General features: G+C 70.4%; 31 protein-coding genes. 12 read left to right on the top strand and 19 right to left on the bottom strand.

Annotation, left to right across the window (positions count from 1 at the left end):
* Positions 1-33 precede the first annotated feature (33 nt).
* Positions 34-267: a hypothetical protein gene (locus tag AC3IYI_RS31745; RefSeq protein WP_489406908.1), complete on the top strand. Its 234-nt coding sequence runs from the start codon at positions 34-36 to the stop codon at positions 265-267.
* 349 nt (positions 268-616) lie between these two features.
* On the opposite strand, the gene rpsR is transcribed toward AC3IYI_RS31745, so the two are convergent.
* The 6 genes from rpsR to rpmF all read right to left on the bottom strand — a co-directional run bounded on the left by rpsR (position 617) and on the right by rpmF (position 3,946).
* Positions 617-853, bottom strand: coding sequence for a 30S ribosomal protein S18 (rpsR, locus tag AC3IYI_RS31750; protein ID WP_385367957.1), 237 nt, complete (start codon positions 851-853; stop codon positions 617-619).
* A gap of 41 nt (positions 854-894) precedes the next feature.
* Positions 895-2,007 (bottom strand): CobW family GTP-binding protein, encoded by a 1,113-nt coding sequence (locus tag AC3IYI_RS31755; protein ID WP_489411745.1) that lies wholly within the window; start codon positions 2,005-2,007, stop codon positions 895-897.
* A gap of 26 nt (positions 2,008-2,033) precedes the next feature.
* Entirely contained in the window at positions 2,034-2,282 is a 249-nt protein-coding gene (locus AC3IYI_RS31760) for a type B 50S ribosomal protein L31 (protein ID WP_031149134.1), read from the bottom strand.
* Between the two features lie 30 nt (positions 2,283-2,312).
* The gene (rpmG, locus tag AC3IYI_RS31765) at positions 2,313-2,477 is read right to left on the bottom strand and encodes a 50S ribosomal protein L33 (RefSeq protein ID WP_007267663.1); all 165 of its coding nucleotides are present in this window, start codon (positions 2,475-2,477) and stop codon (positions 2,313-2,315) included.
* Between the two features lie 114 nt (positions 2,478-2,591).
* Positions 2,592-3,770, bottom strand: a complete 1,179-nt coding sequence (locus AC3IYI_RS31770; RefSeq protein WP_489406909.1) for a GTP-binding protein — start codon at positions 3,768-3,770, stop codon at positions 2,592-2,594.
* 5 nt (positions 3,771-3,775) lie between these two features.
* On the bottom strand, positions 3,776-3,946 hold the full coding sequence (rpmF, locus tag AC3IYI_RS31775) for a 50S ribosomal protein L32 (RefSeq protein ID WP_243338867.1): 171 nt from the start codon (positions 3,944-3,946) through the stop codon (positions 3,776-3,778).
* A gap of 169 nt (positions 3,947-4,115) precedes the next feature.
* Between rpmF and AC3IYI_RS31780 the strand changes: the two genes are divergently transcribed.
* The gene (locus AC3IYI_RS31780) at positions 4,116-4,547 is read left to right on the top strand and encodes a Fur family transcriptional regulator (protein WP_489411746.1); all 432 of its coding nucleotides are present in this window, start codon (positions 4,116-4,118) and stop codon (positions 4,545-4,547) included.
* Between the two features lie 91 nt (positions 4,548-4,638).
* On the opposite strand, the gene rpsN is transcribed toward AC3IYI_RS31780, so the two are convergent.
* From rpsN to AC3IYI_RS31830, 10 genes are all read right to left on the bottom strand, one after another.
* A complete protein-coding gene (gene rpsN, locus AC3IYI_RS31785; RefSeq protein ID WP_489406910.1) occupies positions 4,639-4,944 on the bottom strand; it encodes a 30S ribosomal protein S14 in 306 nt (101 codons plus the stop codon).
* Positions 4,944-5,180 carry a 50S ribosomal protein L28 gene (rpmB, locus tag AC3IYI_RS31790; RefSeq protein WP_243338869.1) on the bottom strand — a complete coding sequence of 79 codons (237 nt, stop codon included), beginning with the start codon at positions 5,178-5,180 and terminating at the stop codon, positions 4,944-4,946. Before rpmB ends, rpsN begins: the two co-directional genes overlap by 1 nt.
* A gap of 32 nt (positions 5,181-5,212) precedes the next feature.
* Positions 5,213-5,671 (bottom strand): hypothetical protein, encoded by a 459-nt coding sequence (locus tag AC3IYI_RS31795; protein WP_489406911.1) that lies wholly within the window; start codon positions 5,669-5,671, stop codon positions 5,213-5,215.
* Between the two features lie 487 nt (positions 5,672-6,158).
* On the bottom strand, positions 6,159-6,557 hold the full coding sequence (locus AC3IYI_RS31800; protein ID WP_489406912.1) for a MarR family winged helix-turn-helix transcriptional regulator: 399 nt from the start codon (positions 6,555-6,557) through the stop codon (positions 6,159-6,161).
* Positions 6,558-6,946: 389 nt separating this feature from the next.
* Complete coding sequence (locus tag AC3IYI_RS31805; RefSeq protein ID WP_489406913.1) at positions 6,947-7,327, bottom strand: BlaI/MecI/CopY family transcriptional regulator; 381 nt, start codon at positions 7,325-7,327, stop codon at positions 6,947-6,949.
* Positions 7,328-7,514: 187 nt separating this feature from the next.
* Positions 7,515-8,747, bottom strand: a complete 1,233-nt coding sequence (locus AC3IYI_RS31810) for a type III PLP-dependent enzyme (protein WP_489406914.1) — start codon at positions 8,745-8,747, stop codon at positions 7,515-7,517.
* Complete coding sequence (locus AC3IYI_RS31815) at positions 8,744-10,555, bottom strand: IucA/IucC family protein (RefSeq protein ID WP_489406915.1); 1,812 nt, start codon at positions 10,553-10,555, stop codon at positions 8,744-8,746. The genes AC3IYI_RS31810 and AC3IYI_RS31815 overlap by 4 nt, the downstream gene beginning before the upstream one ends.
* Entirely contained in the window at positions 10,555-11,907 is a 1,353-nt protein-coding gene (locus AC3IYI_RS31820; RefSeq protein ID WP_489406916.1) for an MFS transporter, read from the bottom strand. Before AC3IYI_RS31820 ends, AC3IYI_RS31815 begins: the two co-directional genes overlap by 1 nt.
* A complete protein-coding gene (locus AC3IYI_RS31825; RefSeq protein WP_489406917.1) occupies positions 11,904-13,709 on the bottom strand; it encodes an IucA/IucC family protein in 1,806 nt (601 codons plus the stop codon). The genes AC3IYI_RS31820 and AC3IYI_RS31825 overlap by 4 nt, the downstream gene beginning before the upstream one ends.
* A complete protein-coding gene (locus AC3IYI_RS31830; protein ID WP_489406918.1) occupies positions 13,706-14,917 on the bottom strand; it encodes an ATP-grasp domain-containing protein in 1,212 nt (403 codons plus the stop codon). The genes AC3IYI_RS31825 and AC3IYI_RS31830 overlap by 4 nt, the downstream gene beginning before the upstream one ends.
* Before the next feature lie 249 nt (positions 14,918-15,166).
* Here AC3IYI_RS31830 and AC3IYI_RS31835 point away from each other — a divergent pair, with 249 nt between their 5' ends.
* Positions 15,167-16,039, top strand: a complete 873-nt coding sequence (locus AC3IYI_RS31835) for a (2Fe-2S)-binding protein (RefSeq protein ID WP_489406919.1) — start codon at positions 15,167-15,169, stop codon at positions 16,037-16,039.
* 110 nt (positions 16,040-16,149) lie between these two features.
* On the opposite strand, the gene AC3IYI_RS31840 is transcribed toward AC3IYI_RS31835, so the two are convergent.
* Entirely contained in the window at positions 16,150-17,166 is a 1,017-nt protein-coding gene (locus tag AC3IYI_RS31840) for an ABC transporter substrate-binding protein (RefSeq protein WP_489406920.1), read from the bottom strand.
* 146 nt (positions 17,167-17,312) lie between these two features.
* On the opposite strand from AC3IYI_RS31840, the gene AC3IYI_RS31845 reads away from it, so the two are divergent.
* The 8 genes from AC3IYI_RS31845 to AC3IYI_RS31880 all read left to right on the top strand — a co-directional run bounded on the left by AC3IYI_RS31845 (position 17,313) and on the right by AC3IYI_RS31880 (position 24,817).
* Positions 17,313-18,377 (top strand): FecCD family ABC transporter permease, encoded by a 1,065-nt coding sequence (locus tag AC3IYI_RS31845; protein ID WP_489406921.1) that lies wholly within the window; start codon positions 17,313-17,315, stop codon positions 18,375-18,377.
* Positions 18,374-19,474, top strand: a complete 1,101-nt coding sequence (locus AC3IYI_RS31850; RefSeq protein ID WP_489406922.1) for a FecCD family ABC transporter permease — start codon at positions 18,374-18,376, stop codon at positions 19,472-19,474. The genes AC3IYI_RS31845 and AC3IYI_RS31850 overlap by 4 nt, the downstream gene beginning before the upstream one ends.
* A 1-nt stretch (position 19,475) precedes the next feature.
* On the top strand, positions 19,476-20,315 hold the full coding sequence (locus AC3IYI_RS31855; RefSeq protein WP_489406923.1) for an ABC transporter ATP-binding protein: 840 nt from the start codon (positions 19,476-19,478) through the stop codon (positions 20,313-20,315).
* A 663-nt stretch (positions 20,316-20,978) separates the two neighbouring features.
* The gene (locus tag AC3IYI_RS31860) at positions 20,979-21,206 is read left to right on the top strand and encodes a hypothetical protein (RefSeq protein ID WP_489406924.1); all 228 of its coding nucleotides are present in this window, start codon (positions 20,979-20,981) and stop codon (positions 21,204-21,206) included.
* A gap of 573 nt (positions 21,207-21,779) precedes the next feature.
* On the top strand, positions 21,780-22,364 hold the full coding sequence (locus tag AC3IYI_RS31865; RefSeq protein ID WP_489406925.1) for a GNAT family N-acetyltransferase: 585 nt from the start codon (positions 21,780-21,782) through the stop codon (positions 22,362-22,364).
* A 451-nt stretch (positions 22,365-22,815) separates the two neighbouring features.
* Positions 22,816-23,064: a peptidoglycan-binding domain-containing protein gene (locus AC3IYI_RS31870; RefSeq protein WP_489406926.1), complete on the top strand. Its 249-nt coding sequence runs from the start codon at positions 22,816-22,818 to the stop codon at positions 23,062-23,064.
* Positions 23,065-23,345: 281 nt separating this feature from the next.
* Positions 23,346-23,777: a hypothetical protein gene (locus AC3IYI_RS31875; RefSeq protein ID WP_489406927.1), complete on the top strand. Its 432-nt coding sequence runs from the start codon at positions 23,346-23,348 to the stop codon at positions 23,775-23,777.
* Positions 23,778-23,848: 71 nt separating this feature from the next.
* Positions 23,849-24,817 (top strand): hypothetical protein, encoded by a 969-nt coding sequence (locus tag AC3IYI_RS31880; RefSeq protein ID WP_489406928.1) that lies wholly within the window; start codon positions 23,849-23,851, stop codon positions 24,815-24,817.
* Positions 24,818-24,904: 87 nt separating this feature from the next.
* Here the strand turns inward: AC3IYI_RS31880 and AC3IYI_RS31885 are convergent, their stop codons facing one another.
* Positions 24,905-25,333, bottom strand: a complete 429-nt coding sequence (locus AC3IYI_RS31885) for a hypothetical protein (protein WP_489406929.1) — start codon at positions 25,331-25,333, stop codon at positions 24,905-24,907.
* 418 nt (positions 25,334-25,751) lie between these two features.
* Between AC3IYI_RS31885 and AC3IYI_RS31890 the strand changes: the two genes are divergently transcribed.
* Positions 25,752-26,324 carry a potassium channel family protein gene (locus AC3IYI_RS31890; protein WP_489406930.1) on the top strand — a complete coding sequence of 191 codons (573 nt, stop codon included), beginning with the start codon at positions 25,752-25,754 and terminating at the stop codon, positions 26,322-26,324.
* Between the two features lie 118 nt (positions 26,325-26,442).
* On the opposite strand, the gene AC3IYI_RS31895 is transcribed toward AC3IYI_RS31890, so the two are convergent.
* Positions 26,443-26,628: a hypothetical protein gene (locus AC3IYI_RS31895; RefSeq protein WP_489406931.1), complete on the bottom strand. Its 186-nt coding sequence runs from the start codon at positions 26,626-26,628 to the stop codon at positions 26,443-26,445.
* Positions 26,629-26,717 lie beyond the last annotated feature (89 nt).

Genomic DNA, 26,717 nt, shown 5'->3' on the forward strand with positions numbered 1-26,717 from the left:
CCGTTTCGGTTTCCCTCCGGCAGGGAGGACGCCATGCGCGTCTCCTCAGTCCGTGGTGCGGGCGTGTTCGTCGGGGTCACGGTCGCGCTGGCCCTCGTCTGGTGCGCCCCCGCCGGCGCCATCGCCGACCCCGCTGCCGACGGATGGCGAGCGGCTCCGCAGGTCGCCATCCCCGTGGTCGCCGCCACCAACGTGTACGGGGACATCGTCGAGCGGATCGGCGCCGACCGGGTCGACGTCGTCTCGATCATCGGCGACCCGGCGTAGGACCCCCACTCGGACCGGTTGCGCGCCGGCGGCGAGACCGTCATCTGCCTCGCCCACGACGAGGACCTCATCGGCATGCTCGGCGTTTCCGACGCCGTACGGGCCGGCGCGGAAACCGTCGTTCAGCAGCTGCGCGACCTCGGAGTCGCCCGCCACCCGTCCTCGCGGCCCTGCTGCACAACACCAGCAGCATCGCGGTGGTGGGCAACTCCGCCCGGCTGGTCAACCACACTCCGCACCTGCCCCGGGTGGGTGACGACGTCCTGCGGCGGGCCCCGCTGGAGGAGCGCCGCGTAGCCCACCGGGATCCGGCGGGGCGAGCCGATGACGAGCCCGAGCCGTGGGGCCGCTATCGGCCTGCGTACGGGAGCAGGGCCATCTCGCGGGCGTTCTTGATGGCCAGGGCGAGCCGGCGCTGCTGCTGGGCGGTGACGCGGGTGACGCGGCGGCTGCGGATCTTGCCCCGGTCGGAGATGAACTTGCGGAGCAGGTCGGTGTCCTTGTAGTCGATGTAGGTGATCTTTGCCGCGTCCAGCGGGTTGGGGCGGGACTTCAGGGGCTTGCTCGGGGAAGGGCGGCGGGCCATCGGTGTTCCTCAGGGGTGTGGGGCGTGAAGGGGGAGGTCGGTCAGGAGACCGGGTCGAGCAACGGGCCGAAGGCGGCGGGGAGTTGCTTCCAGCCTTCCCGTCCGGCCGTGTACTCGGCTTCGGTCAGGAGACAGGAGTCCAGGAGCTGTTCGATGCCGTCGCGGTCGAGGCCCGGTGAGGTGAAGACGAGGTGCTGGCAGCAGTCGCCGTGCTCGGGGTCCCAGTCGAGGGAGGCCGCGGCCTGACGCATGGCGGGGACCAGGTCCCAGGCGGCGTCGGGGAGCGAGGCCAGCCAGGGGCCGGCGCTCTCCACGCACAGCGCGCCACCTGCCGCGTCCCACGCCAAGAGGGTGTCGGGCCGGTCCGCGAGCCAGAACCGGCCGCGGCTGCGGGCGGCGGCGCAGGTCAGGTCTTCCAAGGCCTCGTAGAGCCGCTCGGGGTGGAAGGGCCGGCGGCGCTGCCAGACGAGCGTGGCGACTCCGGCTTCGTCGGCTTCCTGGGGGAGGAGCGCGCAGGCGGGGTGCTGGGCGGCTGCGGCGCTCTCCACGTCGAAGCCGGCGAACGCCAGGCGGGTGAGTTCGCTGGAGCCGGTGGGCACCTGGCGGGCGGTCGGGTGCAGTTGGGCGAGCAGGGCGCGGTCCTCGTCGTCGGCTTCCTCGCTGTCGGCGATGGCGAGGACCGGCGCGTATTCGAGCTGGCGGGCCCAGGTGTCCCCGACGGTCCGCTGGTCGGTGGCGGCCGCGGCGAGTCCGGCCTCGCTGAGGTCGTCCCCGTTGCCGAGGCAGGGCAGGACGAGCGCGGGGTCGACGGCGGTGATCACGTTGGTGAGTTCCAGTACGTCACCGGAGTGGGCAGCCACGACTTCGGCCATGGCCCTGGGCTCGACCGAATCCCAGAGTTCCACGACGGCCAGGCGGGTCAGCCCGCCGGCGGCCAGTCGCTCCAGCTCGGGCACGAGGTCCTCGCGCAATGCGCAGCAGGCGCAGTCGTTGACCAGCGGAGTCTCGTCCGCGGAGATCGCGCCTCCGGAATCGCGCAGCGTACGGAGCACCGTACCGCCGGCCGCGGAGGACAGGTCGTGGTGCACGGCGATGCTCCCCGGCACGGCGCGCAGCAGGTGCTCGACGGTCTCCTTGCGCGCGTCGGCGTGCATGCCGCCGACGATCACGACGGGGAGGGTCACTTGGGCCCTCCGTAGCGGCGCTCGAAGCGCTCGACGCGGCCGGCGGTGTCCAGGACCCGTGCGGTGCCGGTGTAGAAGGGGTGGCTCTGCGAGGAGATCTCGACGTCGATGACGGGGTAGGTGTTGCCGTCCTCCCACTCGACCGTCTTGTCACTGGAGGCGGTCGAGCGCGTGAGGAACGCGAAGTCGGCGGCCTTGTCGCGGAAGACGACGGGTCCGTAGGCGGGGTGGATTCCAGGCTTCATGGGGTCGCTCTCTCTGGAGGAGGGGCTTGCTCAGCGTTCTTCGCGGAAGTCGACGTGCCGGCGGACGACCGGGTCGAACTTGCGGAGCACCATCCGGTCCGGGTCGTTGCGCCGGTTCTTGCGGGTGACGTACGTGTAGCCGGTGCCGGCGGTGGAGCGGAGCTTGATGATCGGGCGTACTTCGTTGCGTGCCATGGCAACAGCATACGGGAATGGAAATCATTTTCAATAGCGGGTTGAAGAGCGCCGTGTCCGTGGAAGGCCGGGCCGGACGGTGCCGTGGCTGCGACCACCGTTCGGCCCGGAGTTTCAGACCGCTTGAGGGGCGGCGGATTCGTGCTCGCAGACGTCGTCGATTCCGTACGTCTCCCAGTCCGGGAAGTCGTCCACGGCGGGCACGGCCTCGCCCGGGGAGAGCAGGCAGGCTTCGAGCGCGGCCCGCAGTGCGTCGGCGCGCAGGCCGGTGCCGATGAACACGAGCTCCTGGCCCTGAGCGGTGTCCGGCCCGCGGGCGCCCGAGGGCTCGAAGCGGGCGACGGCGCCGGCCTGAGACCACAGGCCGGTCACGCGGGGGCGGCTGGCCAGCCAGAAGAAGCCCTTGGAGCGCAGGATCTGTCCGAACGTCCCGCTGTCGAGCCCCTTGGTGGCGAAGGTCCACAGCCGGCCGGGGTGGAACGGCAGGTCCGAGCGGAACACGAGCGAGGAGATCCCGTACTCCTCGGTCTCCGGGACGTGGTCGCCGTTCAGCTCCTTGACCCAGCCCGGGGCCTGCTGGGCCCGCTCGACATCGAACAGGCCCGTGCCCAGCACCTGCTCGAGAGCCACCTGCCCGCGGACGGCGGGCACGATCCTCGCCTCCGGGTTGAGTCGCGAGAGCGTCGCGCGAAGCCGGGCGACGTCGGGCGGCCCGACCAGGTCGAGCTTGTTGAGGACGATGACGTCCGCGAACTCGATCTGGTCCATGAGGAGATCGCTGACGGTGCGCTCGTCGTCCTCGTACTGGTCGAGCCCGCGGGCGGTGAGCTCATCGCCGCCGGCGAGCTCCGGCAGGAAGTTCGCCGCGTCCACGACGGTGACCATCGTGTCGAGACGGGCCAGGTCGCCCAGGGTGGCGCCGTCGTCGCGCGGGAACGAGAACGTGGCCGCCACCGGCATCGGCTCGGAAATCCCGCTGGACTCGATGAGCAGGTAGTCGAAGCGCCCCTCGCGGGCCAGCCGGTCGACCTCCTCCAGCAGGTCGTCGCGCAGGGTGCAGCAGATGCACCCGTTGGTCATCTCGACCAGCCGCTCTTCGGTGCGCGACAGTGCCGCTTCTCCGCCGCGCACGAGTGTGGCGTCGATGTTGACCTCGCTCATGTCGTTGACGATGACTGCGACCCGCAGGCCCTCGCGGTTTCCGAGGAGGTGGTTGAGCAGCGTGGTCTTGCCGGCCCCGAGGAAGCCGGACAGCACGGTGACGGGTAGCGCGGCAGGTGTCGTACCAGTCATCCGGCTCAGCCTTCGGGGCGCAGAAGGCCGCGCTCGTAGGCCTTCGCCAGGCGCTGCGGGACCTGGTAGACGGAGCCGTCGACCGTGATCGGGACGAGCTGCGGGGTCGTGGCCTTCCACTGGGCCCGGCGGTGGCGGGTGTTGCTGCGGGACATCTTCCGTTTGGGGACTGCCATCGGGATAACAGTGGAGGGTCGGGCAACCTGAGGATGAAGCGGTCGTCCTTGCCGCACCGGGGTGGCGCGGCGCTTCCGGCCGCGGGGCGCACCGCGGGTTGGGGGGCGTAGGGTCCGTAGCCTGACGCAACGAGCCTGCGTGCCCAAGGAGGAGGAAGCGGTGGCGACTGTGGCGACTGTGCCTGGCGAGACGAGTGGTGCGCCAGTCCGGCAGCGGTCGACCCGGCAGCGGGCCGCCGTAGTGGCGGCGCTCGACGACGTCGACGGGTTCCGGAGTGCGCAGCAACTGCATGATGCGCTCAAGCGCCGCGGCGACTCCGTGGGTCTGACGACCGTCTACCGCACCCTCCAGCACCTGGCGGACGCGGGTGAAGTCGACGTGCTCCGTACCGGCGACGGCGAGGCCGCCTACCCGCGCTGTTCCAGCGGCGATCACCATCACCACCTGGTCTGCCGCTCGTGCGGCAAGGCGGTGGAGGTCGACGGTCCGGCCGTCGAGGAGTGGGCTGCGGCGATCGCGGCCACACATGACTTCGTCGGCATCGCCCATACCGTGGAAGTCTTCGGCACCTGCGCCGACTGCGCAGCGGCCGCAGCTTGAACGGCAACTGAACCGGCGTCCGCACAGGCAGACGTACCCCACCGGATCTGATGGCGGGGTACGTCGCCGGCGGAGCGTCATCCGGGTGGGGCTACCAGGAGGACTTGGTCACGCCGGGGAGGAAGCCGGCGTGTGCCTGCTGCCGGGCGCGTACGCGGGAGAGTCCGAACTTGCGCAAGTAGCCGCGGGGGCGGCCGTCGACGCTGTCGCGATTGCGCACGCGGGTGGCGCTGGCGTCACGCGGCTGCCGGCGCAGCTCCGCAAGTGCGGTCCTGCGCTCGTCCTCGCTGGAGGAAGGGCGCCGGATGATCTCCTTCAATGCGGCCCGCCGCGCGGCGTACCGCTCGACGACGTCCTTGCGCTTCTCGTTCCGTGCGATCTTGCTCTTCTTCGCCATCAGACCTTCACTCCCCGCGCCCGGATCCGGGCCACGGCGGCCTCGATGCCGATGACGTCGACCGTCTTGATCCCCTTGGTGCTCAGGGTCAAGCGGACATTGCGGCCCTCGCTGGGCAGCCAGTAGCGCTTGTTCTGGATGTTCGGGTCGAAGCGGCGTGACGTGCGCCGGTGCGAGTGGGAGATGCTGTTGCCGAACCCGGGCTTGGCGCCGGTCAGTTGGCAGTGTGCGGACATGGGTGATTCCTGCCTCTCTCTGGGCCCATCACTTATCGGTAATGGAAACCATGTCCATTTATACTAGCGTCGCCACGCCGGTCCTCGCCCGGTGACCCTGCGCGCCAAGGGTGGGGCTGTCGGTCAGGACTGGCTGTTGAGGAAGCCGATGAGGCGCAGGAACAGGCCGGTGACGACGAGGCCGGCCATGCCGGGCCAGATGGGTATCTGGAGGGCGCAGGCGGTGCTGGTGATGTCGGACAGGCGGCGCTTGCCAGCAGCCAGAGGATGCCGAACCAGTCGACGGCGAGGACCGCGCCGAGGCCGACGATCAATGCGGCCACGCCCTGCTCTGCCTGGAACCACGGCTCGGCCGCCTCGTCGATGTAGCCGACGCGGTACTCCCCGACCTTGGTCTCACCGCCGTTGGCGGCGATCTCCGCCTCCAGCGCGGTGTGCTGGTGCGCGACCCCGGCGGGGGCGGTCTCCTTCGCCTGCGGCTGGCCGGTCATTCCGGCGTCGGTGGTGCCGCATGCGGTCAGGGCGAGCGCGAGACGGGGCGGCGAGGAGGAGCGAGCGCAGGGCAGGTCTCGGCATGGCTGAAATCCGGTCCCGGCACCTCGCGCACCATGACCGTCAAGGTCGCCGAGTCGGGCTCGTACGCCACGGCCTGCAAGTCCGGCATGGTCGGCAAGGGCATCCGCGGCGCGTTCACTGTGGTCGCGGGCACTGCCGGGTCTCCGGCTGTGAATCGACGGATGAGTCCAGGCCCACGTTGCCGCGTGTTCAGCCCCCACGGTCGAAGCGTCGTACGAGGTGCGCTTCTAGGGCCTGTCGTCAAACTCCCGTCTGCCTCGCGACGCCTGGCACGCGCTCTCGCCGCACCGGGCGAAAGCCCGAGTACGTCCAGTACGCGGACTTTCGCCCGGCGCGCCGAGAGCACGCACCAGACGCCGCGCGGCCGCCCTTCGGGCGACGACGGGAGTTTGACGACAGACCCTAGGGCCCGGCCGGCCGCAGCGCGCCGATGCGGGTGGCCGTCGCGCACACCCGCCGCAGCAGGTAGCGCAACTGGGCGCGCTCACCCTTGGTCAGGGCTGTCAGCAGTGTGTTGTTCAGGGACTCGAGATCGCCCTGCATCGTCGTCAGTGCCGCGGTTCCGTCGGGAGTCAGGGCCACTACCTCGTGCCGACCGCCTATGGTGACGACCATGGCCTGCATCAGGCCCTGCGCGAGGAGGTCGTCGATCACGCGCGTGGCGTCAGCCGGCGGCAGCTGCAGCTGATCGGCGAGATCGAGCCGGGCGTGCGGCCCCAGATCGGCCAGCGTCCTGAGGACCGTCTGATGGAGCGGGCTCAGGACGCGCATACCCGGCCGCTCGGCCATCAGCGCGTCCACCGCCCTGCCTGCTTCAGCCAGCAGGTACGCGATCTCCTCCGAGGGGCTCGAGGATCCTTTACCCCTGTCGTACACGTCGCATCCAATCGCCGGGCTTTGGGCAACCCTCCGGCCCGGGACGCGCAGACAGGCGTCGTCAGTGGCGAATTGCCGTGCGAGGAGGCCTGTGGCACTCGGCTCGGGTGAAGGAGGCCCTTCAGTTCCGGCAAGGTGAGGTAAACCTAGGCTCACCATACGTGACTCTGAGCGATTGGTCTACGTCGATGTCGTCAGTCGCGTGGTTCAGTCGGCCGGAGCAGCGCTTCGGTTGCCCACCGAGGAGGGCCGGACTGAGGTACGGAGCGTGCCCGTAGCCACGACGATCCGACGGGGAACGGTGAAGACGAGGGTCATTCGCCTTCCTCCGCCTCCAGGAGCAGACGCCTGAGCGCTTCCTCGTCGTCTCCGGACAGTGAGGACACGAACCGCTTCAGGACCAGGTCGTTTTGCGGTCCCCGTTCAAGTTCCCGGTGCATGCGGCCGGCTGCCAGGCCGGCGGCATCGTCCGCCGCCGCGTAGACGAAGCCCCGGCCCTCGCGGGTCCGCAGGACCGTGCCCTTCTCGTGCAGGCGGCCCAGGATCGTCGTCACTGTCGTCCTCGCCAGGTCTCGATCGAGCGCGGCGTTGATCTGCTGCGGCGTCATGGGCTCGTCGGTTGCCCAGAGGATGGCCAGTACATCCGCGACGAGCTCGCCGTGCGGACGTCTTGCGTCCTGGCCTTCCTCCACCATCCTGCTACCGCCCTGTTGCTGTCCCGGACCGGCACGTCCGCTATCTATGTAGGTTTGCCTTACCTACTCTACGGGGGCGTGGTGCCCCTGCTCCTGCCTCTGCGCCCAGCCGCCCACCTACGGTGAATGCGAGTGGCCGACGGGAGCAACGCGGCCAAGGAAACGACGAATCGCCTCGTGTCGGCCTTTACGCCGCCGGTTTCGGGGTGAGGAAGTGGAATCCGGGACGCGGGTGCATCAGGAAGTCGTGGTGCGAGATGTTCCAGGCGTAGGCGCCCGCGAGGCCGAAGGCCACGCGGTCACCGGCGCGCAGGCCGGGGGCGGGCACGTTGCGGGACAGGAGGTCCTTCGGCGTGCAGAGCTGGCCGGTGAGGGTGACACGGTCCGCGGTGGCGGCGGGGCGGGGCCAGGGGTGCGGCCACGGGGAGACGGGGACGATGGTGCAGGGCTGGTCGTGGCCCTTGGTCGCCGGGGTCCGCATGTGGTGGGTGCCGCCGCGGACGATGGCGAACTCCTCGCCGTGGCTGTGCTTCACGTCCAGCACTTCGGTGGCGTACCAGCCGCAGTACGCGGTCACCGCGCGCCCCGGCTCGATGCGCACGGTGATGTCCGGGTGCGCGTCCGCGAGCCGCCCGAGGCCGGTCCCGTACGCCTGCCAGTCGAAGCGGCGCTCCGGGGCCGTGTAGTCGACGCTCATGCCGCCGCCCACGTTGACCTCGGCCAGGCGGATCCGGTGGCGGGCGGCGAGGTCCGAGGCCCAGGTGACGACGGACTCGGCGACCGCGAGCTGCTCCGGTGCGTCGAGGCCGCTGGCCAGGTGGGCGTGCACGCCCAGCAGTTGGAGCTGCGGGTAGGTGCCGTCGGTGAGCAGGCGGACGGCCGTGTCGGCTTCGGCCGGGTCGAGCCCGAAGGGAGTCGGACGGCCTCCCATCGTCAGCGAGCTGCCTTCGAGCGAGGCAGCGGCCAGCGGGAGGTTGAAGCGGAGCAGGACTCCGGGGCGAGCCGGGCGGCCGGATCCGCCGGGGGCGGTGCGCGCGGCGAGAGCGGCCAGCATGTGGAGCTCGTGCAGGCTCTCGACGTGGAAGCGCTCCACGCCCAGTTCGAGGGCGGTCGTGAGCTCGGAAGGGGTCTTGCCGGGGCCGCTGAAGGCCAGCGGGCGGCCCGGCATCGCCTTGGCGACGTGGGCGAGTTCGCCGCCGGAGGAGACCTCGTAGCCGTCGACGTACGGACCGAGGGCGGCCAGGATCTCCGCCTCCGGGTTGGCCTTGGCCGCGTAGTAGAGCTCGACCCGCTTGGGGAGGGCGGCCCGTAGGCGGGCGGCGTGCTCGCTCAGTGCGGTCAAATCGTAGATGTAGGCCGGCAGTTCGGTGTCGTCGAGGGCGAGGATGTGGCCCTGTACCGCGGCGGTCGGGGTGGTCATCGGGCGCTCCGGATGTCGTGATCGTCGTCGGACCGCTGCTGGAGTACCTGGGACAGCACGTCCTCGGCGAGCGGGGAGGCGAGCCGGACGTAGCCGGCGTCGCGGTCGGCCTTGCGCTCCCAGCGGGTGAGGAGGTTGGCCTTGGCGGGCAGCGGCACCCCCGCGAGCAGGGCGGCCAGGCGCGGCGGGCAGCCGCTGCGGTCCGCGTACGTCTGGAGGGTGGCGCGGACCTGGGACCACAGGGCGGCCTCGGACTGCGGGTGCAGGTCGGCCAGGGCGGCGAGCATCTCCGCGACGTGGTTGACCAGCAGGCAGTACACGACCCGGTCCCAGCCGCGCTGGGCGTCGTACGTCATCGGGCCGGCGACCTCGGCCGGGAGGGACGCGAGGAGCTCCGTGTGCTGCTCGGGGACGAGCTTGGTGCCCTCCAGGTCGCGGAAGAGGACCTGGGCCGGCATGCCCTCCTCGTCGACGCAGACGACGACGTTCTGCAGGTGCGGTTCGAGGACGAGACCGTGGTCGAAGTAGGCGGCCATGACCGGCGGGACGAGCAGCTTGAGGTACGCGGCCCACCAGTCGAGGGCGCCCTGTGCGGAGGAGTCTCCCAGCAGGCGCGAGATGTGCCCGGGGCCGGTGGAGTACTCGTCGGCGACGGCCGCGGCGAGCAGCGGGGTGGTGCCGGGCATGAGCCGGGTGAGCAGGCCCTCGCGGACGATGACGCCGAAGCCTTCGAGGAGCGAGCGGTCCGCAGTGCCGTCGGGGCCGGGCAGGGCGATGCTGCGGTAGGCGGGCTCGCGGAGCATGGCCGTGCCGGGGAAGCGGGTCTCCAGGTCGGCGAGGACCGGGGCCAGTAGACGGGTCAGGGCGACCGCGCCGGAGAGCTCGTAACTGGCGTTCTTGCGCAAGCAGTTGGTGATGCGAATGTTGAGGCTGAACTTCAGGAAGACGTCTCCGTCGTACAGCGTGCGCACCGAGGCGGTGGCGGCGAAGGGCTTGCCGGCGGTGCCCAGGTCCAGGATGTCGCCGCGATCGAACGCCGCGCGCAGGAGCGGGTGTTCGCTCAGCATCTCGTACTGCCACGGGTGCGCGGGCAGCAGCCGGTAGCCCTCCGGCACGTCGGCGCTCAGGCGGTCCAGGGGCTGCGCCGCGCCCTCGGCGGCGGTCTCCTGCGCGATCAGGTGCTCGCGGACGGCGAGGTGGCGCAGGGGGAAGGAGGCGCCGGTCTCGGGCGCGTACGCGAGCCAGGACGCGGTGTCGCCGGTACGGGCCTTGGGGGTGGGGTGGAAGCGGTGTCCGAAGACGAGGGACTGCTCGGACTCCAGGTAGGCGGCGAGCCCGCAGCCGTCCCCGACCACGGTGTCCGTGGCCGGCCACGCGGCGCGTACGGCGAGCGCGGCCGACACGGCCTGGTGGCTGGAGGCGATCTGCTCCAGGAACTCCTCGTTGCGCACGTCGGTCCGCAGGGCCAGCTCGTCCTGGACGTACTCGGCGAGGCGGCGCCAGCCGACCTCGGCCCAGCCGTCGTTCTGGCGCTCCCGTACCGGCCCGGTGAAGCGGTGCGCGCCGAGCAGGGAGGTACGGCGCAGGGTGGCGCGCAGCAGCACCCCGCGGCGGGGCAGCCACAGCATCAGGTGGCCGTCCGCCACGGCGGTCTGGTGTTCCGGTCCGGACAGCTCGCGCAGCAGGCAGTTCAGCAGGGTGTGGGCGACCGCCTCGTCGGCCGTGGGCAGCCCGGCCGGGGCCGCGGAGGGGGCGACGGCGGCGCGGGTGGCGGTGGAGGCGGTACCGATTGCTTCGGTCAGGGACATCAACGACTCCAGCGGGTGCGGAGAGAGCGGGGGGAGCGGGGGGAGCGGGGGGAGCGGACGTTCAGGGCCGGAAGGGCGGTCGCGCAGACCGCGACCAGCGCCACGGCGGTGCCGGTCAGCACGGGGGCGGACGGCCCGTACAGGCTGTTGCCCGCGGCGGCGGCCAGGCCGGCGAAGACCGCGCCGGCCTTGGAGAAGAACTCGATCGAGCCGAACAGCCCACCGGGGGCACGGCCCTTGGCGCAGTCGGAGGCCATCACGGAGAGACAGACGAGGCCGAGGGTGAGGCCGGCCCCCAGCAGCAGCCGGACGGCGACGAGGGTGGCGAGCGAGTGGGCCAGTCCGTGCCCGGCCAGCCCGAGGGCTATGCAGGCGAAGCCGAGCGCCACGCCGAGGCGGGGGCGGCTCTGGAAGGCGGAGTGCACCCACATCGCCGCGGCGAGGTAGCACAGGTGGGGCAGCGCGAAGAGCAGGCCGGAGACCGCCGGGGAGGTGCCCGGGATCCGCTCCTCGATGAGGGAGATCAGGTACGGGAAGGAGATCACCGTGGAGAAGACGAAGGCGAACTCCAGCGCGTACAGGCCGTGCAGGGACGTGATGCGCTCGGTGCGGGCACCCTCGTCCTGCTTCCCGGCCGCCGGACCGTCGCCGGCCACCGGACCTCCGTCGGACGCCGCACTGTCGTCGGACGCCGCACCCTCGTCGGGCGCAGCCTTGCCGGGCTGCGCCCGCACACCGCGGGATTCGGGCAGCGCGGTGATCAGCAGCGCGGCCGTCAGCGGCAGGACGGCGAGCAGGGCGTACTGGCGGTGCGGGGACATCCAGGGAGACAGGCTGCCCACCACGATCGGGGCGAAGACCAGCGCGGCCCGGGCGGCCCCCTGCATCAGGGTGAGGGCTCGGGACAGGTCCGGGCCCTGCAGCGCGGCGCCCAGGTAGCCGTTGGAGGCGGCGAAGGTGCCGCCGAGGATGCCCTGGAGCACCAGGGCCACCGTGAAGGCGGCAATCGAGTCGGCCCAGCCTGCCAGCACGAACGAAAGCGCCAGCCCCAGCTGAGCTCGCAGCAGGAGCCGTTTGCGGCCGAACCGGTCGGCGAGTCGTCCCCACAGGGGGGCGCCGACGGCCGCGAAGACGGTGGGGACGATGTAGAGCACGCCGGCCCAGCTCGCGTCCCGGTCGCCGAGCTCCGGGAGGATCTCGGTGAGGAAGGGTGGCAGGCCGAGTGCGGCGAAGGAGGCCACGAAGTAGCAGCCGGCGACCGCGTGCACCTGTCTGCGGCCGAGGGTCGGGCGGGGCTCGGGGGCCGCCGGGGAAACCGCTCCGCGCCGGTCCGGGTGGGTGCTCGCGCTCACCGCGAACCACCCGCCCACAAGAGGTAGTTGGGGCCGGTGGTGTAGTGCTTGTTGATGTCGGCGGCGCCCGAGCGTTCCTTGCTGAGCAGGGTTCCGGCGCTGACCATCGCCTTGACGGGCAGACGCGGGGCGTCCAGGACCTCGGCGCGCAGCGTGGCCCCCGGCTCTCCCGGTGGGGTGCCGAGCCGTTCGACGGCCTCGGCCAATCGGCCGCGTACGAGTTCCAGCAGGGTCCCGGCCCGGCCGCGACCGTGCCGGGCCAGCCCGTAGGCGTACGAACCGGCGCACAGGTGCAGGGTGATGGTGGTGAACATGTCGGTGAGCGGGCGGTCGTCCGCGCACAGGACGCGGGCGTCGTCGAAGTCGAGCGGGGCGTCGGCGCCGAGCGTCGCGCGTACGCGGGCGGGGTTGACGCGCGGGCTGTCGTCGTCCTTCAGCAGCAGCCGCACGCGCGTGTCCCCGGCCGGGCCGTGGTCGAGGACCAGGGAGATGTTCTGCTGGTGCGACTCCAGGGCGATGCCGTAGCCGAACAGGGTCGTCTGCCAGTCGAACAGCAGCCGCAGGTAGGCGTCGAGCAGGGCGATCGGGTCGCCACCGTAGAACCGGTCGGCGAGGTGGTCGATCACCAGCCGCCCGCCGGGGGCTTCGGCGAGCAGGGCGGCGAGCGGGGTGACGACGGCGTCGTCGAGACCGGCCGGGTAGCGGCGGCAGAGCGCGGCGAGGAGCTCGTGGCCGGCGTGGGCGTAGACGGTCTCGTCGGCGTGCAGGATCACGCCCTGGAACCGCGGCTCGCGTGCGATGACGGTTTCCAGCAGGCGCTGGCCCGCGACCCCGTCGGCGAGGAAGCCGGGCCGGATGATCCTTCGGTTGCGCAGCCCCAGGGTGGCAGTGGCCATCGGGACCTTGATGTGCAGCGTGGCGTCTGCGGTGACGGCGACCGTACGCATGGACAGCGTCGGGACCACGTCGAGGTACGGGCGCTCCGCGAGGACGGCCCGGCCGGTCAGGCCCGCGGCGCTCAGCGCCTCGCGCAGCGGGGCGCCGACGGTGAGCGGGTGGACGGGGAGCGCGAGGTGGCTGCCGTCGAGCTCCGGCAGGCCGAGCGCGCCCGGCGTGGGCCAGGCGGCGGGCAGCGCGGCCGGGCCGCCGGCCACGGTGAGGTCCCGGTGCGGCACGGCGATCCAGCGCAGTGCGAAGCGGGGGTGGAACTCGGGTGCGTAGGCGCGCAGGTGGTCCTCGTCGAGGCCGGAGCGGCCCCGCGCGGTGGGGTACACCGGGTGGTCGAGACGGGCGGCGAGGGTGTCGTACGCGAGCCCGCCCGTCAGGCCGGTCCAGTCGGCGGGTTCGGCGCCGTGCCGGGCGGTCAGGGTGTCGGCGACCTCGTCCGCGGTTTCGGCGTGCAGCCGCATCGTGGCGAGGGTCTGGCGGCACTCCTCGGCGAAGGCGGCGAAGCCGCCCCGGTCGGCCGGGTCGGCGAGTGCGCTCAGGGCGTCGAGGACCTCGTCGTGGGTGGTCAGCTCGCGGCCGTCCGACTCCCGGGCGAGCAGCGGCAGCCGGGCGGCGTACACGCTCTGGTAGCCGTCCTCGACGACCGGGAGGAGCAGCGCGTCGCCGTCGTCGGCGGGCAGCCGCAGCCAGCGGCCGTCGGCACGCTCCACGGCGGTGGAGCGGTTGCGCAGGCCGACGACGTCCTCCCGCAGGAGCGCGCCGAGGACGCGGAGCAGCAGATTCGCTTCGGCGGAGTCGGTGGAGTCGGCGTGGGCGGCCGGGGTGGCCGTGGCGGCCGGGGCGGTCGTACTCACGGCGTGAACTCCCAGCGCTGGTCGGCGAGGTAGCCGTCGGCGACGCGTTCGACGGCCTGCCCGTCCGTGTCGCGGCCGATCGCGCGCAGTACGCCGATGTAGTCGCGGTTGGTGTGGTAGAGCTCGTGTCGCTCGCCGGGCGCGCGCAGCGGGCGGTACGTCAACTCGACGCCTTCCACGGTGAGATCGGCTGCCTCAGGGGCTGCCGTGAGCGTCCCCGCGCTCTGGGCGCAGGGGTAGTCGACGAGGGCGACGCCGTCCGTGCGGGCGCCGAGGTCGGCGGGCAGCGGCTCGCCCAGGTGGGTGCGCAGGACGTACTCGAACAGCGGGATGTCCAGCAGCCGGGCGAGCATCAGGTCGATCTGGTCCCCGATGGCCCGGTAGTTGACCTCGATGATGCGGGCCCGGCCGTCCTTCACGACGAACTCGGTGTGGCAGATGCCGAACCCGACACCGAGGGCGTCGAGCTGGGCGAGGACCTGTTCGACGACCGGTTCCGGGTGGGCGCCGACGAAGGTGCAGCGCTCCTCGATGAAGTACGGGGGCGGCGACAGCCGGGTGCGGAAGCCGCCCAGCACGTGGCGGACCCGTCCGTCGCCGAGCGTCTCCACACTGCACAGCTCGCCGGCCAGGTACTCCTCGACCACCAGGGCGGCCTGCGGCCGGCGGGCCTGGATCTCCTTGCAGCGCAGGACGAGTTCCTCGGGCCCGTCGACCAGCACCACGTCCTCGCTGGCCACGCCCTCGCGGGGCTTGACCACGCACGGGTAGGGCACGTCGAGGGCGGTGAGGCCCGCCGGGTCCTGACCGGGGCCCAGCTCGGTGGACCAGACGGCGTCGAGTCCGCTCGCGGCGAGGTGGCGGCGCATCTCGGCCTTGTCCTTGACGCGCAGCGCCGTCCGCCAGTCCTTGGCGGGGAGGCCGAAGTAGTCGGCGGCCAGGGCGGCCTGGGTCTGGAGGTGATCGCTGTTGGTGAAGACCGCGTCGGGCTCGCTGTTGGTGAACACCGTGTGCGTCGATATCCGGGTGATGACCGCGCGGTAGTCCCGTACGTCGCATTCCAGGACGTCGATGTCCGGCGCCGACCGGCGGTGCGCCTCGGGCTGGTCGGTGAGGACGGTGACGTCGAGGCCGAGTCGAGCCGCCGCGGGGAGGAACCCCTCGGTGACCGAGTCGGTGGGGTTGAGTGCGAGCAGGTACAACCGCATGGGCTGAGCCCCTTCCGAAATCCTGAGCAGTGGGGGGTGACCGGATGGGTGTTTTCCGGCACGCCTCAGTGCCGATGGATTCGCTCACCCACCAGCAATAGGCACCTTAGGTTAGCCAACCCTAAGTCTCAACTCTCGTTCGAGACGGGAGGGCTTGGCGTGATGCCCTGATCATAGATCATTGGGTTAAGGTAAGGCTTACCTACTCCCTCGTACCGGAGTTTCCGTGCAGCACATGATCGAGAACCCATGACCACGGCCCCGCGCATCGCGTCGCCCGAGCGTCCCGCCGTGGACGCCGCCACCACGCTCGCGCGGACCTACGGCCGATTGGCGGCCGCCTGCGAGGCGCTGAACGTCCGGGTGGCCACCGCCTCGGACCGGCCCGGACAGTGGCAGCTGAACGGCGCGGAGCTGACGGAACCAGCCGGGAGCCGACAGGCTTTGGACGACTTCGTGGCCGCCGAGGCAGCCCGCATCCGGGCGGGGCACGGGCACGATCCGCGCCCCGACGTCGCCGCGTCGCGCGCGCTGCACGACTACCTCTGGTCCGTCAGCCTGCTGATGAGCGGCGCCTGGTACCTGGAGCGGCGTGTGCCGCGCATCCGCCCGCGAGAGGTCCGCGTGGACCTCTCGACAGGCGCGTTCGAGATCGTTCCGGCGGCCGGATTCGCATGCCTGCCCGGCGACCCGGCGGCGCACGTTCCGGGCGCCCGTGTGGTCGCCGACGAGGAGGCGCTGCGCGCCGAGTTGCGGGCGGCCGTCGCCGACCACATGCGGCCGCTGCTGGCCGCCATCGGACCCCTGGTCCGGCGCCGGGACCGGGCCCTGTGGGGCATGGTCACCGACGACCTCGTCTCCGGGATCTGGTACCTCGGTCGCGCCCTGGGCCAGGAGGAGCACGCGGTGCGCGAGGCGACCGAGCTGCTCCCGACGGCCATCGCCCCCTTCGCCGGCGGCGCCGACTTCAGGCGGCTCGCGGACCGCGAGGGGCACCTGCACCCGACCCGCACCCGGCTCGGCTGCTGCATGTACTACACCCTGGACTCGGCACGGGCCTGCGCCACCTGCCCCCGGACCTGCGACGCGGAGCGGCTGCGCCGGATCGAGGGCGAGGGCTGAGCGGGATCGAGGGTGAGGGCCGAGCGGGCCCGGACGTACGAAGGGCCGGCCCCGGCCGCGTAGTGGACTACGCGGCCGGGGCCGGCCTTTGGGGTAGGTGGCGACGACGCCTACTTGGCGGCGTCCACCTGGAAGATCTTCGCCATGTCGTCGAGGACCACGTCCGCGCCCTGGAGGGAGACCGAGGTCATCCACATGGCGTCCTCGACCTCGTGGACCTGGTTCTTCTGGACGGCGTTCAGGCGCTGCCACAGCGGGTTGGCGAGGAACTTCTTCTTGCGCTCGTCACCGCCCGAGAAGGTGGTCATGAAGATGTGGTCCGCATCGGCCTGCTGGATCTGCTCCTCGCTGATCTCGATGTTGAACTTCACCTCGTCGCGCTGGTTCTCCGGACGGGTCAGGCCCATGTCGGTCAGGATGATGCCGCTGAAGGTCTTGGGCAGCATGATGCGCGTCGGACCGTCGAGGAAGCGGACGATCGAGAAGGTGGGCTTGCCGTTGGCGCCGCCGCCCTTGGCGTTGATCGCGTCACCGATCTTCTTGGCGCGGGTCTCGTAGGCCGTCAGCTTGGCCTTGGCCTTCTCCTCCTGGCCCAGCGCCTGGCCGAGGAAGGTGATGTTCTCCTTCCAGATCGGACCGGTGGTCTTGACGAACACGGTCGGCGCGATCTGGCTCAGCCGGTCGTAGAAGTCGGCGTGGCGGACGGTCGCCGAGACGATGAGGTCGGGCTTGAGGGCCGCGATCGCCTCGAGGTTGGGGTTGTCGAGCGGGCCGACGTCCTTGGTCTCCTTCACCGCGTCACCGAGGTAGGCCGGGAAGCCCTTCTGGTCACGGTACGATCCGATGCCACCGACCAGCGGCGTGTCGAGCGCGACGACGGCCTCGACCAGGCTGTTGTCCAGCGCCACCACGCGCTTGGGCTTGGCCTTGATCTCGGTCTGGCCCTTGTCGTGGGTGACGGTGCGCGGGAAGCCGGCCGACTCGGCGGCGGCAGACTTCGACGACTCGGCGGCCGGCTTCTGGTCGTCGCTGCTGCCGCCGCAGGCGGCCAGCGAGAGGGCCATGGCTGCGGTCAGAACGGCCGCGGCGATCCGGCCCGGCCGGCGGCGCTGAGTGTAGGTGCTCATCAGTTCTCGGTTCTCCAGAGGGAACAAATGTTCTTAGGTAAGGCTTGCCTGAGTAAATGCGTTGTGAAGAGTAGCTGCTCTTCGTGTCCAAATCCAGACCGGGGGGTGCGGGACGGATTCGGTTAGGCATCCCTTACCTTATGTGGGTGTACCTGAAGCCCGTCACCGCGGACGCCACCGCGGCCCCCGCCCCAACCGCTCCGCCACCCCGACGAGTTCTCTCCCGGACCCTGGTGCTCGCGGCGCTGCTCGCCACCGTCGCCGCCATGGTCTGTGCCTCCCTCGCGATCGGCACCAAGGCCGTACCGCTGTCCGACGTCCTGGCCGCGATAGCCGGGAGCGATGCCGGCGACGCCGTGGTGGTCCGTGAACTGCGGATGCCCCGCACGTTCCTGGGGCTGCTGGTCGGGTGCGCGCTGGGCGCCGCGGGCGCGGTGGCCCAGGACATCACCCGCAATCCGCTCGGCGACCCCGGTCTGATCGGCATCAGCGCGGGCGGCTCGTTCGCGGTGGCCGCGAGCATCGGCATGCTGGGGCTGACGAGTTCGTACCAGTACATCTGGTTCGCCTTCCTCGGCGGTGCGTTGGCCGGTCTCCTCGCCTACGCCGTCGGCGGCACCGGCTACGGCGGCGCCACCCCCGCCAAACTCGCCCTCGCCGGCGCGGCCGTGACCGTACTGCTCGACGCGGGCACCAACACCCTGGTCCTGCTCGACGTGAGCACCCTGGACCAGTACCGCTTCTGGGCGGTGGGCTCGCTGGCCGGCCGGGACGCGCAGCTGGGCATGGAACTGCTCCCGTTCGTCGTCGTCGGACTCGCCCTCGCCCTCGGACTGAGCGGCCGGCTCAACGCCCTCGCCCTCGGAGACGACCTGGCCAGCTCGCTCGGCACCCCCGTCAAGTCCACCCGCGCCCTGGGTGCGCTGGCGGTGGTCCTGCTGACCGGAGCGGCCGTTGCCGCGGCCGGTCCCGTGACCTTCCTCGGCCTGGTGGTCCCGCACGTCGTACGGGCCTTCACCGGGCCCGACGCCCGCTGGCTGGTGCCGTGTTCGGCGCTGGGCGGGGCCTCGCTGATGCTCGCGGCCGACGTGGTGGGCCGCATGGTCGCCCGGCCCGGCGAACTGGAGGCCGGCGTGGTGACCGCGCTGCTCGGTGCGCCGTTCCTGGCGCTGCTGGTCAAGCGCGGCAAGCTCAAGGAGCACACCCGATGAGGGCGACGAACACGACGACCACGATGGTCCGCCAGAAGACCGACCGGCGCCTGAGGTTCGAGTCCGGGCCGGTCGGCGTCGCCGTGCGCCCCCGGGTCGCGCTCACGGTGCTCGTCCTCGTCCTGACCGGGTTCGCGGGCCTGGTCGCCTCCGTCTCGCTGGGGACGTTCGCGATCCCGATCGGCGACGTACTGGGCTCCGTGCTGGGCACCGGCTCGGGGTCGGCCGACCTGATCGTCCACCAGCTCCGGCTGCCGCGCGCCCTGACCGCACTGCTGGTGGGGGCCGCGTTCGGGCTGGCCGGCGCCGTGTTCCAGGCCGTCACCCGCAACCCGCTCGCCAGCCCGGACCTGATCGGCATCGCGAACGGTGCCGGGGCCGGCGCGGTGGGCGCCATCCTCATCGGCGGGGTCACCGCGGCGGGCGCCGGCACCTTCGTGGCCGTACCGTTCGGGGCCCTCGCCGGCGCCCTGCTCACCTCGGTGGTCATCTATCTTCTGGCCTACCGGGACGGCACCATCACCGGCTACCGATTCGTGCTCGTCGGGCTCGCCGCGAACGGCGCGCTCATCGCGCTGACCCGCTGGCTGCTGGCCCGCGCCGACATCGACCAGGCCTCCCGCGCCATGGTGTGGCTGACCGGCAGCCTCAACGGGCGCGGCTACGAACACGTCCAGTGGGCCGGGCTGGCGCTGGCGGTGCTGCTGCCGCTGACCCTGGCGCTCGCCCGCCCGTACCAGCTGCTCCAGTACGACGACGACACCGCGCGCAGCCTCGGCATCCCGCTGCGGCGCGCGCGGATCGCCCTGCTGGTCCTCGCCACATGCCTGACCGCGCTGGCGACGTCCGCGGCCGGACCGATCGCCTTCGTCGCCCTGGGCGCCCCGCAGGTCGCGCGGCGGATCGCCGGCACCGCCGGCATCCCGCTGGTCATCAGCGCGCTGACCGGAGCGGTGCTGCTCGTCATCGCCGACCTGGCCGCGCGCACCGTCCTGGCCCCGACCGAACTGCCCGTCGGCGTGCTCACCGGCGCCGTGGGCGCCCCGTACCTACTGCTACTCCTCGCCCGTACCAACCGGGCCGGAAAGGGAGGCTGACATGACCGCCCCGCTGACCGAGGCCCAGCCCACCGGCACCTCTCCCACCGCGCTCCAGACCGCCGCGCTGCGCCTGGGCTACGGCGACCGCATCGTCTCCGAGGAGCTCGACCTCGACATCCCGGCAGGGCAGGTGACCGCGCTGGTCGGACCGAACGCCTGCGGAAAGTCCACCGCGTTGCGGGCGCTGGCCCGGCTTCTGAAGCCGATGGGCGGCGCGGTCCACCTGGACGGCGAGGACATCGCGGGCCTGTCCGCGCGGGAGTTCGCGCTGCGGCTCGCCCTGCTGCCGCAGACCCCGAGCGCTCCGGACGGCATCTCCGTACGCGACCTGGTGGCCCGCGGCCGTACCCCGCACCAGCGGTGGTGGCGCCAGTGGTCCTCCTCCGACGAGGCCGCGGTGGACGCCGCGCTGGCGGCCACGGGCTCGGCGGAGCTGGCGACCCGCTCCATCGACGAGCTGTCGGGCGGCCAGCGCCAGCGCGTATGGATCGCGATGGCACTGGCTCAGCACACGCCGGTCCTGCTGCTGGACGAACCGACGACCTACCTCGACCTCGCCCACCAGGTCGACGTCCTCGAACTCGTCGCGGAACTCAACCGCACCGAGGGCCGCACCGTGGTCATGGTCCTGCACGAGCTCAACCTCGCCTGCCGCTATGCCGGGCACCTCGTCGCCATGCGCGACGGCCGGGTGATCGCCGCCGGTCCGCCCTCCGAGATCGTCACACCGGACCTGGTCCACGAGGTCTTCGGTCTCCAGGCGACGGTCATCGAATGCCCGGTCGCCGGCACCCCCCTGGTCATCCCGATGGGCGGACGCCGGACCGACATCGTCTGACAGCCCCGAGGGGAACCTTCACCGTTCGGGTGCTGTAGCCACCCGCCCGGCAGCCGCACTCCACACCACCGCGCCGGCATGGGTGACCCGAAAGACGCCGAGGTGCCTGGCGGGGGCGGCCAGCGGTCCGCTGGGGCTTCAGCGGACCGGTGCTCTTCCGCCGCGCCTTCCGTGAGGCGTACGGAATCAGCCCTACCGAGTTCCGTGCGTTGAACGTCAACGAATCCTGCGCCGAACGTTCAGTGTGACGATGGGTACCGGCCTAGATTCGGTGACGTGGAGCAGGAAGGAACTCTCCACCAATGGTGGGGAACTGCGGCCCAGGGGCCGCCTACCCGACCTTGCTACTGCGCTCCGCGATAGCGGAGATGCCCCGGGTTTCTCAGGCAGACTGGCGTCCGTAACCGATCAGTTCTCCACGAGCTCAATCCGCATCCGCTTGTCCAGCGAGCCCGAGCGACACCGGCCCGCCCCCCCCGGGCAGGACCCCCGCGTAGGGCGGGCGGCATCCATTCCCCAACTCCCCTGAAAATTAGGTGGTTTACCATCCTTAAAAGCCTGAAGTTCGCTTCCCTCGCGATAGCCGGCATCCTCGCAGGCACCGGTCTGACCGCAGCCACCGCAACGCCGGCTGCGGCTGCCCAGACGTGCCCGTGGCCGTACGTGTGTTTCCTCGACTCCAGCGAGAACATCCTGACGATGTACAAGGACGTCGGCTGGCAGACCACCGGCACCAAGACCCGCACCGCCCGCTGGGTCACCAACGCCCGCCACGAGGACTGCGCGTACCTGAAATACGACAGCGGGTACATCGATCAGATCCGCCCGGGCCAGAGTTTCGGCCTCGGCTCCAGCGTCGTGGCGATCAACATTACATACGGCTGCCCCTGAACCACGGAGGCCGGGCAATCGCCGGCTGCCGGCTTTGATCTATCTGAAGAGGAAGGTTGAGGCGGACGGGGTCGTCGGCCCGATGACGGGCAGGTTCTTGCTGGGCGGTGGCGACCCGTACGTCAACGGGACCAAAGAGGCTCCCCGTTATTGCTACTGGAAGATGCCCGGCGAACTCACGTAACCGTCGGCGGCCCCACTCCAGGCGCATTGCGTGATCGGGCTCTGCCCGGATTTGCGTGGGCGGCCTTCGAGAGGCGAGTTTCGAGGAAGAGGCCGACGGCGCGATCCAGCGCGTCAAGCGAGTAGATCCGGCCCCTACGGCCACGAGGGCCAGGCACCCGGTCCAGGAGTCATCGCAGGTCAAGGGCGTCGACCTGCAGTGCCGGGCCAGGGGCAGAGCGTCGCACTCCGCCTGCGCGCGGCGACGGTGCACCGGCTGCTGCGTCTGCGTGAACCCTTGCCGGCCAACCAACCACCGCACCAGGGGCCTGATTTCGCGAGCCGGCCACGACGCTGGGGCGCTGCGCGACAGCCTCGCCTCCCCTGGGCAGGTTGGTTACGCTGCCCGGTATGGATGGATCCACCGCGCACCCGTTCCTCGCGAGGCCGGTCACCGGGATCAATGGTGCTGTCGCCACCCTGCGTGCCCTGAAGAGCGCAGACGCCTCCAGTTTCGGGGAATTCCTCGAAGCGCTCTCGGCGGAGACCAGGGAGCGCTACAGCCCGCACCCGCTCGACCGGACCGAAGCGGAGCGGATCTGTGCTGCTCTCGACGACCCGACCGCCCTGCGTTTCGTGCTTGCGGATGCCCGTGACGATCGCGTGGTGGCCTATCTGCTGGCCCAGTTCGCAATCCCGGAGGAAGAGAAGGTGCGTTACCGGAATCTCGGGTGGACCATCGAGGACGGCGCGGACTGCCGCATCGCCCCCGTCGTCGCCGATCATTTGCAGGGCAACGGTCTCGGAACCGAGCTACTCAAGGGGGCGCTCGGCATCCTGCGTCAGCGCGGATGCCGGCATGTCATCCTCTTCGGCGGCACCCGAACCTCCAACGCCCAGGCGATCCGCGCCTACGAGAAGGCGGGATTCAAGCCGGCCGGAGTCTTTCGCGAACGGGGGATCGAGAGCGTCGACATGTGGCTCTCCTTGTATTAGCGTGCGGGCGGCATCTCGGCGCACGCTCCGGCCGGTCAGTTCGTCGGCTGGTGGCCGCGGCGATGTCGGTCTGGCCGTCCTGGCGGAAGACGCTGATGACCCGGCTCGCCTCCTCGGCACCGACTTGCGAGGCGTCGACCAGACGCAGGTACCCGTAGGCGTTGTGCTCCAGCGATGCGGCCAGCCCGTCGGGACGCTGCAGTCCCGCGATGGCCGTCCCGCCGACGGCGTCTACGGCTCCAACACCCGCAACGCTGCCTCGTGGCACTGGTATCCCATCGACTAGAGTGTCAACAACCCCTTACACTCCAGGTTCTGACAGCTCTTTAGGGCGCGACGCGACCGTCCCGCAGGGCCCCTTTTTCGGAACACATCACACAAGGCAATGGAAAGCAGAAGAGTGAAGCGCGTGCTCGCCGCATTCGGTATCACCGCGGCAGTAATCGTTGGCGTGATCAGCACCGCCCCCGCGGCGTCGGCCGCCGACGGCTGGTGCGGCAAGACCCTCGAGGTGTCCCGCAACGGCTACTCGACTCTGGTGCCCGCCACCACCGGAGGCTCGACATCATGTGTCATGAACCGCGGCAGCGACGGCTTCCACGGAACACGGACCGAGGCTGCCGCACGGACGCTGCAGTCCCGCGACGGTCGCACCGCCGACGGCGTCTACAGCCCCAAGCCTCGCAACGCCACCTCGTGACGCTGGTACGGCCTACCCGACGGCCGGCGGGATGTGCGCCCGCCTCTGAACACCTACGGCTGCAGCACTCGGGCTGTCTACTTTCTCCCTCGGCAAGGACGTCGTCCGACGCGATCTGCGCACGTCCCTGACAAGAAGACGTTGCGGAAACAGGCAGCGGCACGGTGAACCGCCCTCGATTGCCGATTCTCCCGGGGCCGTTATGCGGCGCCCGTCCATGCGGGTGGCCCGAGCCACGGCCGCGCAAAATTTTTATCCATCTCAACCGAAAAGGGATTATCATGAAGATCCGCAACAAGGTCGCCGCCGCGGCGATATCTATAGCCGCACTCGGCCTCGGCCTCATCTCCGCATCCCCTGCCTCCGCGTCCAGTGGATATTGCGCCAGCTATGACGCCTGCCTGTTCTACAGCCCCGGCTTCCAGGGCGGCTTCTTCGGCGACGGCGACGGCAACACCCAAGGCTACGAGACTTACCCGTACAACTCGACCTACACCTTCGGTGGCGGTGGCGCCGGAAGCGGCCAGTATGTCAGGAACAATGCGGCATCGGTCTTTAATTTCAACACTACCTACAGCCTGACGGTCTACTACAGCCCGGGTGGCTACGGCGTCAGTCAGTACTTCAGGCCCGGCACCGGTGGCGACCTGATCCCGGCGCTGCGGAACAACAACGCGTCGCAGTGCTTCGACTTCTTCCACGTGTGCCGTTAACCGAGAGCCGGATAAATTATTCTTTGGTAGCGGCGCCGCGCACATATCGGTGTGCGGCACCGCTACCTTTTATGGTGGAAGAAGAGTTCAAGATGCGAAGCGCAGCGTCAGTGCGATCGATCGGCGCATCGATGATTGCCGCGATGGTGGTGCTGGGCGGAGCCTCCACTGGCTGTGCACCCTCTGAGCCGGCATCAGCACCGGCAGCGTCTCCGCCAGTCAGCGCAACACCGACCCTCGCCCATGCCGGCAGCCAGATTCTACCCATCGCCACATACCTGATCAGCCCCGTCGAGGAACAGAAAATCGAGGATGCCAGGGCGGCCCTGATCGGGTCATGCATGAAACGATTCGGATTCGACTTTGCACCGCCCGCCCTGGGGGGCAAGCCGGACCTGATGGCGCGCCGGTACTACCTGACGGATGCCGCGAACGCGTCCGCCCGAGGTTACCACTGGCGTGCTCAACCAAATCAGAACCAGCAGGCTCGAACTCCGCAAAACATATCGCCGGAGATGCAGGCCGTCCTGGGGCAGGGAAGAGGGGCACCGAAGCCTGCAAGCTCGGCGGCTTCGCCGTCCGACAAGACGGGCAACGGTGTCATGATTCCCGAGGGTGGGTGCCTGGGTGAAGCGGACGAGAAATTGATGACCGACGGCGGAATCATTCAGGACGATCCCAAGGCATTGGAGATCAACGGCCACGGATACGTGGAATCCATGGCTGACGGCCGAGTGAAGGAAGTCTTCACCAAATGGTCGCAGTGCATGAAGGTAAAAGGATACTCCTATGCCACACCCGTAGATGTGGTAAGTGATCCGCGCTGGCTTTCTGCTTCACCCACCGCCCTTGAGGTCGCCACCGCAACTGCTGACGTCGAATGCAAGCAGCAGAACAATGTGGTCGGCATTTGGTTCAGCGTCGAGGCTGCCTACGAGAGGGCAGAAATCCAAATGAACCTGCCCCGCCTGGAGCTGGCCAGGAAGTCCATCGACGCTGCGCTCAGGAATGCCGAGACAGCCACAGCCGGCCAGGGCTGATGCGTTCTCAGTTGCCGGGATAGACCGGTTCGTCGGCTCTGGACCCCGCCGAGACCGGGCCGCGCAGCGCCGCCTCCGCGTGGCCCGTCAGTGCGCGACGATCTCGTGAGCCGCAACTTCACCGCGACCGGCCCCAACCGGCTGTGGCTCGCCGACATCACCGAAGGCGCCGACGGCGAAAGCGAAGGTCCGCCATACCAGCGGGTCGACGCGGAAGAGCCCGAGACGCGGGCTGAAAGTGGTGGACGCCCACTGCACGACCAGGAACAACAGCGAGAAGATGATGCTGACCAGGCTGATCACGCCGAAGCCGATGGTGAACAGGAGGTTGATCACGGGCCCTGAGTCTGTCAGCGGGCCATAGTCGATCGAGGGAGCAGCGAGGCCGGCGAGCAGGCCCGCCCCCATGCAGACAGCCTGCGCCAGGTCACTTCGGAGCGTGCGGCGCGGGCGATGGAACAACCCCACCGGGCTGTTGCGGTGCTTGCCGGCAGGCGGCGCTGACGGGTCGGCCACGACATGTCCCTCTCTGCCCGTCGGCGTACCCCGTAGTCCAGTCATACCTCCGCCCTCCCCCCGTCGCATCCGCTGATCGAATCCGAGGGGCGGGCTTCATCCGACCGACCGTCCGCAGCCGTCCGGATCCTGAGCAGCACGTCGGGCCCGTGAGCGATGCGATGGCCTCCGGTCGCGGGACCGGGGCGGAGCGCCTTTGCTGGACTGGTGGCGGGTGCCCCGCTGCTCGCGGGCGTCCGCGCAGCGCACGTGCAGGAGCCTCCATGGAATCGCAGCCAAGCCGGCCGTATCCGTCAGGCGGCACCCCCGCTCCGGACAGGGAGCGGACGGAGATGGCGGATCTGCACCACAGGATCGCGGAGCTGGAGGGCGCCGGGAGAAAGCGTCGGCAGGGAAACGATAAGGAGCCGAGGCCCTCATGAGCACGCCGCAGCAAAGTGACCGGGGCCGGTTGCTTCACCCGCACCACGTGCGCCTGCTCCTGCCACTCCTGCGTTCAACGGTCGTGGTGGCAGCCACCACCACCGGCTACTTCCTGCTCCCCTTCGACCGCGGTGTCGACCAGCGCACCGTCACGGTTCTCGTCCTGGGCCTGTTGGGAATCGGCGCACTGCTCGCCCTGCAAGCGGTCAGCATCATCGGTTCGTCGCACCCCCGTTTGCGTGCGATCGAGGTGCTGACCACTGCCGTCCCGATCTTTCTGCTGCTGTTCGCGGCCACATACTTTCTGTACGCACGGGAGCAGGGAGCCCACTCCTTTTCGGAACCGCTCAGCAGGACCGACGCCCTGTACTTCACGCTGACCGTCTTCGCCACCGTCGGCTTCGGCGACATCGTGCCGGTCTCGCAGACGGCTCGGGTGCTGACGTCGCTCCAAATGGTGGCCGACCTCATCCTGATAGGCCTGATCGCGAAGGTCATGGTGGGGGCGGTACAGCTCGGGCTGGAACGACGTCGGTCCTCATCCGCGCCGGAGGAACGTGAACCGTGAGCCTCGCATGGCTCGCGTCCGCATACCCTCAGGCCCTTCGGCAGCGAGGCGCCGCCCGCGCGAGAAGGTCGCGGGCGGCGGCAGCGTGCGGGCCTGATGTCAGAGTTCACCACCGCTGTCAGGTGAGTTCGCTCCCCAGCCAGGCTGGGTCTTCCCTGGGACGGCGCACCCTTCGCTTCTTGTGCGCGCCGTAGACGATCAGACCGACTCCGATGGCCAGCTTGACGGCGAGGGCGGCGGTCGAGGGCGCGGTGTGCGCCTTGGGCGGTGATCCGCCGGTGAAGAGCAGAACGCAGGAGATCACCAGCACCAGGCACGCGAGCCACCCGAGGATGAAGGCGAGCCCCTTGCGTACGCCACCGTCGCCGGCACAGCAGCAGGATCAGGGCCATG

It is taken from the genome of Streptomyces sp. GL_148 (genome assembly GCF_057834205.1).